The following is a 13113-nucleotide window of genomic DNA, read 5'->3' as shown; positions in this document are numbered from 1 at the left end:
ATAACCACATATTTAATTTTATTCAATTATATACTTAAATTATATAAAGCTTTTAATTTACCCATCTCTCATCAAGTTCATAGAGCATATTAACAATATCCAATAGTTCATCATAATCTTTGACATATAAAGCTGATTGCCCTTTATCTAATAGCTCAAAGGCAAGGTTTTCGTTATTTGAGTAAACTCCTTCAAGTTTCAAGTTATAAAAACATTCTCTGATGACTTCATTTTTGTTCAAAAAGACATATTTTTCAATCAGACTGCTGTAGAACTCCTTCAGCTCGGCCAGATTTTCATTTTTAGAAATGTGTTGTGTATCATCAATATCAAACAGGTCATTTTCTTTGACTATCCTGATTTTTCTTAAAACATTTTCCCGAAGTATTGAAAATTCAAGATCCTCTTTGAAATTATTTACAATATAATCCAGGTGATTTAGATAGATTTGAGTCAAATTGAAAGCAATTGGGTTTCTTTTGGATATTTCAATCAATCTGTCAATGTATTTCATCAAATCATCATCAATTCTGTATGAATGGTCTTTTAGAAACTCAACCTCCTTCAAAAGACGAATATATCTATTCATCAGACTGTCCAATGATACGGCGTTCCCATCGATTGAAAATGAACTTTCAAGATATGGAATCCTGATTGTATCTCCACGAGCAGAACCGGGCGATTTTATATCAAGATTGATTTCAGCATCATTATGGTAAATGTTAATGTTAAAGTTATTATCATCCAGTTCAACACTGAATTCACCGTCAATGCTGAGAGGAACCTTAACCAGATTATCCCTGCTTTTAAAGCCTATCTCAAATCCTAAAAACGAGAATCTCTCATCTATGGAAAATACCTTACCTAACAATGAATTATTTTTTCTGTATAAAATAACGGAAAATTCCTCTTTTTTGACTTCAACTGAAGGTTTCACCAGACTTCCGGCATATATTGCTGCCCCCTGTGAAACTACAGTCAGAGGATTAATGCTTGAGTCAGTCTCAATGTCAAATTCATCCTCAATACATTCAGCTACAATAGGAGACAGGCATGACCCTCCGACCAGAATAATTTTATCCAGGTCACTGTCATTTAGTGAATGCTTATTTAACAGGTTTCTTGACATCTTAAATGTATAGTCAATAAGGGGCATGACAGTTTCCTTAAGCTTTTCTCTTGTTAAATGGTATTTAAATGTATAATTTTCAAAAAGCTCATCAACACATATGGATGCATCTGTTGATTTTGTCAAATCTTTTTTAATTTCTTCAGCGGCATTTTTCAGTCGGGCAAATGTCTTGACATATTTCGGGTTTTCACGTCTGAAATCATTAATATTCACGTCAGATGCAATTTTGGGACGGAAGAGCTCATTTACAATTTTCCAGTCAAAAGCATTTCCTCCAAGATTTTCCAGCCCATCGCTAGCAATCATCTCAATTTCACCATTATTGTCACCTATCAGAGTAACGTTGAACGTTCCTCCGCCCAAATCATAAATCATCCAAATGCCGTTATCCTTTCTAAGCCTATATGCAAGTGAAACTGCAACAGGCTCCGGTATAAGACGGTGTGACCTGAATCCTGCCAGTTTTGCAGCATCATTTATGGCTCTTGTTTTAATAGGATTGGAATTTGCCGGAACACAAATTACAGCATGTTCAACGCTGATTCCATCCTGCTTGAAGACGGATACCCTCAAATCCTTTAGAACTTCAGCAGAGAGGTCTTCAGGATACATAACGCGGGAAGAGTTTTCAAATCTGAAAGGAATTGAAAAACCCATATTGTTTTTGAATTCAGATACTGCATTGTTATCCTGCTCAAAAATGGCATCCCTTGCACGGACACCAACTTCCATCCCATAATCATTTATTAAAACAGCAGATGGAGTAAAATCATCTCCTGTCCTATGATTTTTAACAATAACCGGATTACCATCGTTAAAGTAAGATATTACCGAATCTGTTGTTCCCAAATCAATAGCATAATCAATAGTTTCTTTATTGGATTCATGAGTATGATTGAAATGCATTTTCATGTTCTGTTTCCATAAAGACATCTTGTATGCATATTTTTTTCGGATTTCAGAATTCGAAACAACAGCAAACTCCATCAGATTTGCTGCCTCGAAGAGATTATTTGATTTAACCAGACTGACAGCTTCAACAACAATATCATCAACAGAATAGCTTTTAAGTGCAGGAAGAATATTCCTATAACGTTTTTCTATCTCAGGACTTGTATCCATAAGATCTTCGAGCAATGCTACTGATTTAAAGAGATTTCCATGACTTTCAAGATCAATGAAAATTTCCCACAAATCAATATAATGCTGATATTTATTTCTAAGTGACGGATTATATGCAATAGCTTCATTTAAAAAATTAGTGGCAATTTTATAGTTTTTTCCTTTAAGATTTACTGTGAATGCCTTTGATATCAGTTTCAAATCAGGATTTTTTGATTTCCAAATTCTCAATATTTCAGAATAGCATTTTCGAACATTATAATCGCTGAGAACTTCATGTTCCATAATTTCAATAGCATCATGCAGTCTGTTCTCACATTTGGCAAGTTCAAATGCCTGCTTTATCGAATCGTTGATGATGTATTCTTCATATTCATCACGATAGTCATCGATTATGCTGATTTCAGTTACAATATGTGCTGAGTTATATTCATCAATTGCCTTTTCAACATCCCTTAAAAGTTCACCGGCATCAAAATATCTGCTGCCTGCATCAAAATCAAGACACTTCAAAACTATTTCATCCAAATCTTCAGAAACATTTTCATTATAATAACTTGGAGCCTTAATGTCATTTTCCCATGGTTTCAGGTCAATCAGCTCATGGTTGGTATATTTTTCAACATCATAGGGATATCTGTTGGTGAGAAGCTGATAGAATATTACACCAACCGCATAGATGTCACTTCTGGTGGATACAATCTTTGAGAATAATTCCGGAGCCATGTAAGGCCGGGTCCCTGCAATGTCAATATCGGAAATGGATGTTGTAACTTCCTTTGCAAAACCGAAATCGGAAATCTTGATTACAATGTCTCCTGATGCAGTGAAACTCAAAAGGACATTGTTGAGCTTTAAGTCCCTGTGAATTATCGGAGGTGAGGCGGAATGCAATACCTTAAGGCCGCTTAAAATCTGTCTGATAAAATCAAGGCTGCGGCTGATGGATATGAACCTGTCATTTTCAATGAATGAATTCAGGAAATGTTTCAAATCTCCTCCCGGGACATATTCCATTAAAAAATAAGCGTGATTGGCCCCGTCTTCAAAATCAGAAATCTCAGCTGCATCATAAATGCTTATGATGTTTTCATGCCTCAGCTGGCAGGCCATAGTAACTTCGCGAAAAATATCTTTTTTATTGGTGGAGACTTTTAACGGCTCCTTGACTATTTTCATAGCCATCAGGGCATCAAGATAGTTATGATTTACAAGATAAACCTTTGCAAAGGATCCTTCACCCAGAAACTTTTTAACTTCAAATTTACCGTTGAAAAATTCTTCAATTAAGTGTTTAACCTCGTTAAAGTCCACTTAAACCACCTAATATCTAATTAAAATAAACAATAGATAACTGCTCCTCCATTTCCTCTGGATAGTTTTAAAAATGAATTAGCCTTTAACTTAGTGGCTTTTCCTTTCCGTACTTCAATATCACCAATGAATGTTCCGTTTGAACTGGCTTCATCAACTATATACCAGTCTCCATTTTCATGAAAGATTTTAAGATGAGGTTTGGCAATACTGGAAACAGTTTCATAGCTGTTATCCAAAAGGATAGCAAATGAAGCCACATCAGCCTGATTGAAATCAGCCTTACGACCTATCAGAACCGTTTCATCTTTTCTAACCTTAAATGTCTTTCCCTTATCTACACCGTTAAATACTGTCAGGACACAGTTTTCATCTTCATGGAATCTCTGATTGAACTTGTACAAATCAAAGAATGTGAAAAGCTGGTCTGCCAGAAAGTTGACATGCAAAAACAAATCGTCAAAAGCATCTTCCTTGAGAGCATATGCCTTTACGGTTCTTTTTCCTATCTTATTGGGAACTTCCTTTTTGATTTCAATTTCACTGACCCAATCAGCGCTCATCAGCTGTTTCATGTGTTGACCCAACATTTGAGGAGTAATATTAATGTTATAATTTTTTAAAAGGATGCTGTTGATTTCGCGGGAGTATAAAGGTTCGCTTGATTCAGTCCTATTGTATCTCTGATTATCTCTTAGAATTTCAAGTATTGAAAATCTGACATTATTGTTGACAGCCGCTAATTTTTCTGAAATCAAATAAGAGTCTTCTGAATCCAAAATTAATGTTTTGCTGATATCTGAATCATACATCATAAAATCTCCCAAATTTAATATTGCTTTTTAAATTGCACTACTTAAAACATCATGGAAAGCCTTCAAGTCCTTTTCACGTAAATTCAACTTATGCATCAGTTCAACGATTAAAGCATCAAGCAAAACCAGGGCTGATACTTCAAAAGCAGTTCCCATTAAAATCAATTCAAGCGGACGATAAATATTACTTATCCCATATATTTCATGAGGCAGTTCATACATCTGAGCCATTATCTTTTTATCGGCCATATCAATGTTTTTTCTTGGAAGTGCATCCAGCTGACGTTTGACTTCATCATTATTTTCAAAATTCATTATAGTCTTCGGTAAAAACTCAATGAAATTGTCAATATCAGAATCTTCAAGATTTACAAGTATCTGGGGCAGAGAATCGATGACTATTCTTGCATCAGATTTTTGGGCAAGTTCAGATTCAGTGTTGCCGCAAACAGCCAGAAATTTAACATTGTCTATTTTAGAATCTTCAACAATCTGAGTAATTGAATTGGATTTGCCTGATTTTGAAATAATTATAATTATATCTCCATCCTGAACAGGAGGGGCTATTGTTTCATTAAATACATATACATAGAAACCAAGATGCATCAGCCTCATAGCGAATGATTTTGCAACAAACCCTGATCTTCCGGCTCCTGCCAGAAAAATTGTGGTTTTCTGCTTAGGTGAAGTTCGCTTATTTGAAGCTGTCAGAATAATATCTCTGAATTTGATAATTGCCTCTTGCTGATTTTCAACTACAGTTTTAGTTCTATTCAGATTCTTTAATATTTCATCCAATGATAAATCCATATATTTTAACTCAGACATGTCAATAACCTTTATTTAAGCTTTAAAATTGTAAACTGGTTTACAATATACTACTTTAACTTATCTTTAACATTATTTAAAATATTATCTATCGGCCTTTTGGTCATTGGATATTCATAATATTTTTCTGTGATAGGTATTGAACTGCCACAACTTATAGAAGTTGAGAACTGCTGCAAATAGTAATGCATTCAATACAGCATCTTTCGAAATATCATGGAAACTGCCTGAAGATTTAAAGTTCCATACTATAATCATCAAACAGAACACTAAATTAAATCTTATCTTATTTCTATAATCCAAATTATTTAACACGATTAAAGTTTTTTCTTTATGTGACTTATTATTTTAAATAGTTATATTATTATATAAGTGTTAAATAATGATTAACCTTATCTAAAAAAGGAATTAAATTGAAGATAATATGAAAATTATCTACCCCTCATTAAGTTTAAATCTTTTTTAAAATTCATTTTTTAAAAAATTAATTTGCATAGGGGATTTTCGTGCAAGAAGAATATATTACAGAAAAAATTAAAAAAGCTTATGATTACATCCACAATGACAGCAACAAAGCTCTGACTATTTTTGAGGAAGTTCTAAGAGTTGAGCCCGAAAATATTGATGCAATAACCGGCAAAGGATCAACACTGATGAAACTTAAAAGAATTGATGAAGCGGAAAAATGCTTTGACCAGTCTTTAGAAATTTGTGAAAATCTTTCTGCTCTTTTAAACAAAGGAATTATTTTAAAACATAAAAATGACAGTGAAAAAGCAATGGTTTATTTTGATAAAGCATTGAAATTGAATCCTGATTTTAAAAATATCATATCAATTCTTAAAGGAAATCTTGAAAATGACATACATGCCGATGAATATAGCGATGAAGCAAACAGGTTAATTCAGGAAGGAATGGAATTAAAAAACGAAAATAAACTACAGGATTCACTGGATTGCTTTAAAAAAGCTATTGAAGTTGATAAAAATTGTGAAAAACAAGTCAGCGAATTAATTGATGAAATCAAAAAAACACTTGAAAAATAGCCAAATACGACACAGCAAATACCTCGATAGCTATAATCATACAATCCACATGTGAAATCTATTTATTACTGCCTATTTGCAAAAAATTAAAACTTATGAAAAAATAAGAAATCATGAATCTTGATTTGGCTCTTTTTCAAGTTCATGCTTTTCCTTAAGCTTCTGCCTAATAGCTTCCTTTTCATTATTTGCCAATTCTTCTTTTTCCTTAAGCTTCTGCTTAATAGCCTCTTTTTCCAGTTCTTCTTTCTCTTTAAGCTTCTGCTTAATAGCCTCTTTTTCCTGCTCTTCTTTAAGCTTTTGTTTTAATTCTTCTTCCTGTTCCTGTCTGATTTTTTGCTCTATCATTTCCTGCTGTCTTTGAAGTGCCAATAAAAACCATTTCGGATACTGTTTTAAAGAGCGGCATCCTTCAAAAATCAAGTCCATTTTTTCAAGTTTTTCAACATTCCAATTATCAAGAACAGATCCGTCCTCAAGTTTTTCACAGTCAAAGAACATATGGTCCATGGAACTTACATTGCTGACATCCCAACTGGCCATTGGAGAAGCATTTACAAGTGCCCTGCAGTGTTCAAACATTCCGGACATGACATTTACATTAGAAACATTCCAGCCGGCAAGGGATGAGAAGTTTTCTATGGAAATGCATCCGAAAAACATTCCGTTCATGTTTTCAACATTTCCAACGTTCCAGCTTCCTAAAGAAAGAATATTTACAAGAGATATACAGTTCCAGAACATTGCTCTCATAAACTGTACATTTTCAACGTTCCAGTTGCTTAAAGGCACATCAACCAGTGACAGGCATCCTAAAAACAGCCCGTTCATGTCTTTAACCTTTGATACATCCCATGAGGAAATTGGTGTTAGATTATTGAGGAATTTGCAGTCATGGAACATGAATTTCATATCTTCCACATTGGAGACATCCCACAGCTTTAAAAATGAAATATCTTCTAAAGACTGGCATTTGGCAAACATTCCAGTCATTTTCTCGGCGCTGTCGACACCATACGCAAATACTGCCTTTAGAGATGTAAGACCTGCATAATGTTCGGTCAAATCGGTTACGCCTGATAAATCCTCATTGACATATAAAATGTCCTGCCTGTTTTCAACCTTATCCCAGCTGGTCAGGTTTGTACCGTCCTTTAATATGATTAAAACTTCAAAATCTCTCAAATTAAAGATATTATCAGTAATTTTATTTAAACTGTTGAATTCAAGAAGATATTTGCTGCTTCCTTTAAATACACCGCTTGGACACCACATCGGATAGATTTTAATGTTTTCACAGTTTTCAAAAACATTATCTGCATACTGAATCTCATCCAATATCCAGAAGTCAAGTGAATTAGTATTTTCAAGTGCCTTGCAGTCACGAAACATGTCATTTATGTTTACTATATTAGACACATCCCATTTTTCAAGTCCTGAAATGTCAGTCAGTGATTCGCATCCGTCAAAGAGACTTTCCATTGTCTTTACATTGGATGTGTTCCAGCTGAAAAGTGATGAAGCGTCAGTCAATGATTCGCAACCTGCAAAAATACCAGTTAAGCTTTTTATATTGGAAATGTCCCATGATACAAGAGGTGTGATGTCAGTCAATGCTTCACATGAGTTGAATAAATCCTCCATTTCATTAACATTTGCAATATCCCATGATTTTAGAGCAGATATGTCTGTCAGTGATGTGCAGCCGCAAAACATTTCAGTCATGTTTTTGACACTGCCAACATCCCAGTCCTTTAAAGCGGAGATGTCTGTTATGGATTCACAGCCGTTAAAGACACCTTCCATATCTGTAACCTTTGAAACATCCCAGTTTTTCAATGCGGAAATGTTTGAAATTGAACTGCAACCGTCAAAAAGCCTGCTGATTCTGGTTATATTTGATAAATCCCAGTTTTTCAAAGCAGAAATATCCTTTAGGGAAGTGCAGTCAGTAAATAAAGATAAAAGTGATGAATTGTTGCTCATCCCGGACAAGTCCCAGTTTTTCAAAGCTGAAATGCTTTTCAGTGATTCACATCCCCTAAACATTGCAGTTATGTTGAATGCACTGGACAAATCCCAGTTTTTCAGGGCAGAAATGTCTTCAAGAGAGACACAGTAGTCAAATATGCATGCCATATCAGATACATTGGATACGTCCCATTTTTTTAAAGCGGAAATATCGCTCAGAGAGACGCAGTCAGAAAATATGTAGTGCATATCCTCGACATTGCTTACATCCCAGTCCTTAAGTGCATCCAAATCTTCAAGACTGGCACAATACCAGAACATGTTTCCCATGTTTTTAAGACTGGAAACGTTCCAGCCAGAAAGTGCTGAAATATCGCTTAGAGACTGACATCCTTCAAACATGCTGGCCATATTTTCCACATTTGAGACATCCCATGATTTTAATGAGGTAATGTCCGATAGGGATTCACATCCCCGAAACATTCCTTCCATATTATGGACATCACCGAAACCGAAAGCTATTATTGCCTTTAGATTCTTAAGACCAGCATATCGTCCTGCCAAATCAGTTTTTCCAAACAGATCTTCAGTAACATAGATAACATCATCCATATTATCTACGAAATCCCAGCTGGTTAAATTGGAACCGTCCTTAAGGATAATAAGTACATTTAACTCATTCAATTCATAAATACTCTGAGTTGTAGTATTCAGCATCTCAAATTCTCTAAGCTCTTTACTAATCATGTCATCATCTAAAAAATAAATACAAATAATAATTTTGTACAATGGACTATATAAAAATAATTAACACTATTCAATATCGGTCAAAATGAACCTTTGATTTGTCATATCTAAGGCACACTTGACTTTCTACTGCCGGATAACCGACACATATTACTGAAAATGGAATGCAGTAATCAGGAATATCCAAGTACTCCTTTAATCTTAATGTACGATCTTCTATCGGATGAAAACCCAGCCATACGGCACCCAAGCCCTCATGTGTTGCCTGAAGCAGGATGTTTTCATTGCATGCTCCAAGGTCCTGTTCAATCATTCCGATGACTTTTGCCTCATTTAAGTTTCCCAAAGTAATTATCAGATGGGATGCACCTGCTGCCGGCTTTGCAAACTGATGCATCTGAGAAATTGCTTTTTTATCTTCATCTTTTGAAACGACAACAAATTCCCATGGCTGGGAATTGCATGATGAAGGTGCCTGCATACCTGCTTTAAGCAGGTTTTCAATCACATCATCTGGAACAATTTCATCTTTAAATTTACGTACACTATGTCTTTTAAAAATTAAACTCATTTAACCACCGAATAGCTCTTCAATTTCTTCTCTAACATAAGGATAATCGTTGCTGTCTGTTAAAATCTGAATCTGGTCTGAATATTTGATATGGAAATCTTCAGTTGGAATAATATATCTTCCATTTCTTATTACTGATACTACTATTGCATTTTTCGGAAACGGAATGTCTTTAATCTTGAAGTTAATGTAATTGCAGTCAAGAGGAACAACATATTCGCTTAAAACATGTTTGGAAGGCTTTTTGACAAATTCTCGGTTTTTCTTTAAAAGCAGTCTGTCATAAAGTGATTCATAAATCGGTTCATTGCCTAAAAGGGTAGGGATTACATAAGCAATCAGTGAAACGATAATCATTGCAACAAGGGATTCTGTTGAACCGCACATCTCCGCCAAAAGAACGATACCTGTAATCGGTGAGCGAACGGTAGCTGCAAAAAATCCTGCCATTGAGATAATTATGAACCTGTAAATCAAATCATGCTGCCATCCGAAAGTTGGAACAACAATTGACCCGAATACGGCACCAATATATGCACCCAATACCAGAATAGGCAGGAATATGCCTCCAGGAGCTCCTGATGAGAATGAAAACATGGAAAATACATATTTTAAAACCAAAAGCAAAAGTAAAACGCTTAAAGATGGAATAGCTATATCCAGCATATCCATCATGAAGTGTCCTCCATCACTTATTTCAGGAATCATCAGTGCCACAACACCGGATACCATAAATACAAGTACAAATTTAAGCCATGATGGAATTTTAAGGTTGTTTACAATATCGCTTGATTTAATCATACCAATATTGTATACGTATCCTAAAAGGCCTATTACGACTCCAAGTATAATTAAAATCCAGTAGGACTCCAATGGAATATTTAAAACAGGGAAATTCAGGATTGTAGACTGACCAAATATTCCTTTTGATATAAAATCTGAAACTATTGCAGAGACTAGTGCAATAAATACCAGAGTCTTGTCAAATCCGTGATTGATTTCTTCAAAAACGAATATTACACCTGCAAGAGGTGCATTGAATGCTGCTGTAATACCTACTGCAGATCCGACCAGAATCAGTCTAAGCTCATCAGTCTTTGATCCCTTAAAGAGTTTCGCTATTCCTTTTCCTGCCATACCCCCAATCTGAACTGACGGGCCTTCAGGACCTAATGACAAACCGCCGAGAGCTGTTAAAACTCCGGCAACAATCTTTGAAAATAAAACTTTTGCCCAGTTAGCTTCCATGTGCCCTTTTACCTCAGCATAAACCTGAGGAATACCGCTTCCGGCAGAGTCAACTTCCCATTTAGTTAGAAAATCTATCAAAAGACCCATTAAAGCCAGGGCAATGAAAAAGATAATAATATAAAAAATATTTCCATTAATAATACTTAAATAGTCTCTTAAAACATGCTCTGAACCTGAAAGTAAAAAACGATACAGACAGACCATAAGTCCTGCAAATATACCGACCATTACTCCCTGAAGAGTTAGTCTAAAAATATATTTGGGATTTTCCACTACAGATTTCAGAGTTTTTTCAAGAGCTTTCATCATTTATTAATTTGACTTAAATCATATAAGTTATTTTCATAATCCTCCACAAAATACCTTAAAAATTTTCTCCCCTTAATGATAATCTTGTGACCTTCACATTCAAGCATATCCTTTTGAAATTCGATTCCTCCAGGATATTTCGGATTTAATTCACCTCCTGACTTTAAAGTTCTCCAGAATGGAATTTTACTGTAATTTCTTTCAAAACTTGCCTGTGCTGCCAGAGAGATGAATATTCCGGCAGTCATCGGACATGTGAAGTCTGCACCATGCTTTTTTGAGAGAAACTCCCTGATTTCTCGGGTAGTGATTAACTTTCCTTTAGGAATTTTAGCCATTATGCCATTATATTCAAGCGGAGGAGCTATCAGCATATTTTTACCGCCAAATATCTTAATGGACTTTTCATTTTCAACTACTACTATTTTCGGCAAATCTTTAGAGTCTCGTAATTTATCGTTGAAAGTTATTTGAGCCATACTATCACCTAAAATTTAGTGTAAATAGTATAGATTCATTAGTATTTAAAAATAATTACTTTCAAAACAGTTAATGATTAACTGAACAAAAAAAAGAGCATTTTATAATATAATTATTGCAAGAATATTTAAAAAATAAAAAAAGAGTAGTGAGAAATTAATCTCACTTGATTGTTAATTTTATTTTTTTGCTGACTGCATTGTAGGTATTGCTTCCAGCGTATTTTACAACTGCAGTGAATTTGCCTTTTTTAGTCAAGTTAGTGATTTTGAAGGTTGCCTGACCTTTGGCGTTTGTTTTTGCAGTGTATGTTTTGCCGTTGACTTTAAGTGTTACTTTTTTACCTGCTACAAAGTAAGTTTTACCATCAATGGATGAACCTTCAATGGTTTTTAAGGTAACTGTGTATGATTTGGTTTTTGCAGAAACCTTATAATAAGGTACTAGAAAATCAATACATGAAACTAGCATAAAACACTATTTATTTCACCAACTACAATATCAAGTTCATTAATTTGAATGGGATTGGCTAGTTTTTTATTATTAAAAAAATAGAGTCATGATAAATCATAAAATTTAATAATAATGAGTTACATATATTTATTTGTGATTCAAAATGCAACCAGGATTAAACTATGACAAACACGACCATAGATTTATTCTATTGGGCAAAGTATTTAAATTTATCGAAAACGAAAAAGTAAAAGACATATATAATCGTAATGGTATTAAAAATCGTTCCAAATTTGTTATTTACTTAAAAATATTTTTTAATTATAGGATATCTGATGTTGTTAATGAGTTAAATAGATCTTCTAATCTTAGAAAATTTACAGGAATTTCTGAGGTTACAGACGAATCTCAAGTTTTATGAGTATTTAAGCAGATATAGCTCCGAAATATATTGTAATATTACAAACTCAATACTAAGAAAGTTTTTTAAACCTCATAAAACAAGAAAGATGTTTATATTACTGATGCAACACCTGTCGAATGCGATATCAATATTTTAAGGAAATATATCTCCCAAAATCATCTGAAAAAATTAAGATTAAAATTCGGATATTCTAACTCCAAAGGATATTTCATAGGCTATAAAGTAACAGTTGTCCTCGAAAAGAACACCCATACACCAGTTTCCATTTTAATCCATCCTGGTGCACCTAATGATTCAAAAATTTTCGACGAAGTTTTAAAAGAACTCAAAAGAAGAAGCCTAATCAAACCAAAAGACCTAATATATTTCGATAGAGGATATTTCTCCTATGAAAACTATAAAATTGGAATTAACAAATATAAAATCATACCAGTAATATTTCCAAAAGAAATATTCAAAATAAACAAATTCCAAGACCAAATGTCCTACTCTTTAATGATTTACAAGATTGAACTTCCCCGTCTTTGAGAAGACGGGGATTCGCAAACCCAAAAAAAAGATATGTATTTTTTTGGGATATTTTTACTGCACCGTCGTCCCGACGATTTTTAATCCTTCATTAAGGATGTTTATAGCGGCATTCCTGTCAC

Annotated in this window: 11 protein-coding genes and 1 pseudogene; 3 read left to right on the top strand and 9 right to left on the bottom strand. The window is 34.1% G+C overall.

Translation table 11 applies throughout. The annotated features are described in order from the left end of the window. Nucleotides 1-52 precede the first annotated feature (52 nt). From QZN33_RS06280 to QZN33_RS06265, 4 genes are all read right to left on the bottom strand, one after another. Complete coding sequence (locus QZN33_RS06280; RefSeq protein ID WP_296790101.1) at nucleotides 53-3568, bottom strand: Hsp70 family protein; 3516 nt, start codon at nucleotides 3566-3568, stop codon at nucleotides 53-55. A 20-nt stretch (nucleotides 3569-3588) separates the two neighbouring features. Continuing rightward, a complete protein-coding gene (locus tag QZN33_RS06275; protein ID WP_296790100.1) occupies nucleotides 3589-4383 on the bottom strand; it encodes an FHA domain-containing protein in 795 nt (264 codons plus the stop codon). Nucleotides 4384-4410: 27 nt separating this feature from the next. After that, nucleotides 4411-5211 (bottom strand): SIS domain-containing protein, encoded by an 801-nt coding sequence (locus QZN33_RS06270; protein ID WP_296790099.1) that lies wholly within the window; start codon nucleotides 5209-5211, stop codon nucleotides 4411-4413. 114 nt (nucleotides 5212-5325) lie between these two features. Then, the gene (locus QZN33_RS06265; protein ID WP_296790098.1) at nucleotides 5326-5469 is read right to left on the bottom strand and encodes a hypothetical protein; all 144 of its coding nucleotides are present in this window, start codon (nucleotides 5467-5469) and stop codon (nucleotides 5326-5328) included. Nucleotides 5470-5717: 248 nt separating this feature from the next. Between QZN33_RS06265 and QZN33_RS06260 the strand changes: the two genes are divergently transcribed. Then, nucleotides 5718-6257, top strand: a complete 540-nt coding sequence (locus QZN33_RS06260) for a tetratricopeptide repeat protein (protein WP_296790097.1) — start codon at nucleotides 5718-5720, stop codon at nucleotides 6255-6257. Nucleotides 6258-6368: 111 nt separating this feature from the next. Here QZN33_RS06260 and QZN33_RS06255 read toward each other — a convergent pair whose 3' ends face one another. The 5 genes from QZN33_RS06255 to QZN33_RS06235 form a co-directional block, all read right to left on the bottom strand. After that, nucleotides 6369-8975 (bottom strand): BspA family leucine-rich repeat surface protein, encoded by a 2607-nt coding sequence (locus tag QZN33_RS06255; protein ID WP_296790096.1) that lies wholly within the window; start codon nucleotides 8973-8975, stop codon nucleotides 6369-6371. 70 nt (nucleotides 8976-9045) lie between these two features. After that, a complete protein-coding gene (locus QZN33_RS06250; RefSeq protein ID WP_296790095.1) occupies nucleotides 9046-9546 on the bottom strand; it encodes a nitroreductase family protein in 501 nt (166 codons plus the stop codon). Continuing rightward, entirely contained in the window at nucleotides 9547-11103 is a 1557-nt protein-coding gene (locus tag QZN33_RS06245) for a ClC family H(+)/Cl(-) exchange transporter (RefSeq protein WP_296790094.1), read from the bottom strand. Beyond that, a complete protein-coding gene (locus tag QZN33_RS06240; protein WP_296790093.1) occupies nucleotides 11103-11585 on the bottom strand; it encodes an MGMT family protein in 483 nt (160 codons plus the stop codon). The genes QZN33_RS06245 and QZN33_RS06240 overlap by 1 nt, the downstream gene beginning before the upstream one ends. Nucleotides 11586-11748: 163 nt before the next feature. Next, on the bottom strand, nucleotides 11749-12057 hold the full coding sequence (locus tag QZN33_RS06235; RefSeq protein ID WP_296790092.1) for a hypothetical protein: 309 nt from the start codon (nucleotides 12055-12057) through the stop codon (nucleotides 11749-11751). Between the two features lie 145 nt (nucleotides 12058-12202). On the opposite strand from QZN33_RS06235, the gene QZN33_RS06230 reads away from it, so the two are divergent. Both QZN33_RS06230 and QZN33_RS11755 read left to right on the top strand, forming a co-directional pair. Further along, nucleotides 12203-12460, top strand: a complete 258-nt coding sequence (locus tag QZN33_RS06230) for a hypothetical protein (RefSeq protein ID WP_296790091.1) — start codon at nucleotides 12203-12205, stop codon at nucleotides 12458-12460. Nucleotides 12461-12553: 93 nt separating this feature from the next. Next, nucleotides 12554-12991 (top strand): annotated as a pseudogene (locus QZN33_RS11755) (transposase); the annotation flags it as partial. Nucleotides 12992-13113: the final 122 nt, after the last annotated feature.

This window comes from uncultured Methanobrevibacter sp. (genome assembly GCF_900314615.1).
Lineage (GTDB): Archaea > Methanobacteriota > Methanobacteria > Methanobacteriales > Methanobacteriaceae > Methanocatella.
This window is presented reverse-complemented; position numbering and strand designations above follow the sequence as displayed.

Bases quoted from the DNA above. Each gene is read 5' to 3' on its own strand.
- QZN33_RS06265 (WP_296790098.1), bottom strand. From the start codon at position 5,469: ATGATTATAGTATGGAACTTTAAATCTTCAGGCAGTTTCCATGATATT.
- QZN33_RS06235 (WP_296790092.1), bottom strand. From the start codon at position 12,057: ATGCTAGTTTCATGTATTGATTTTCTAGTACCTTATTATAAGGTTTCT.
- QZN33_RS06275 (WP_296790100.1), bottom strand. From the start codon at position 4,383: ATGATGTATGATTCAGATATCAGCAAAACATTAATTTTGGATTCAGAA.
- QZN33_RS06250 (WP_296790095.1), bottom strand. From the start codon at position 9,546: ATGAGTTTAATTTTTAAAAGACATAGTGTACGTAAATTTAAAGATGAA.
- QZN33_RS06255 (WP_296790096.1), bottom strand. From the start codon at position 8,975: ATGATTAGTAAAGAGCTTAGAGAATTTGAGATGCTGAATACTACAACT.
- QZN33_RS06245 (WP_296790094.1), bottom strand. From the start codon at position 11,103: ATGAAAGCTCTTGAAAAAACTCTGAAATCTGTAGTGGAAAATCCCAAA.
- QZN33_RS06240 (WP_296790093.1), bottom strand. From the start codon at position 11,585: ATGGCTCAAATAACTTTCAACGATAAATTACGAGACTCTAAAGATTTG.
- QZN33_RS06270 (WP_296790099.1), bottom strand. From the start codon at position 5,211: ATGTCTGAGTTAAAATATATGGATTTATCATTGGATGAAATATTAAAG.
- QZN33_RS06230 (WP_296790091.1), top strand. From the start codon at position 12,203: ATGCAACCAGGATTAAACTATGACAAACACGACCATAGATTTATTCTA.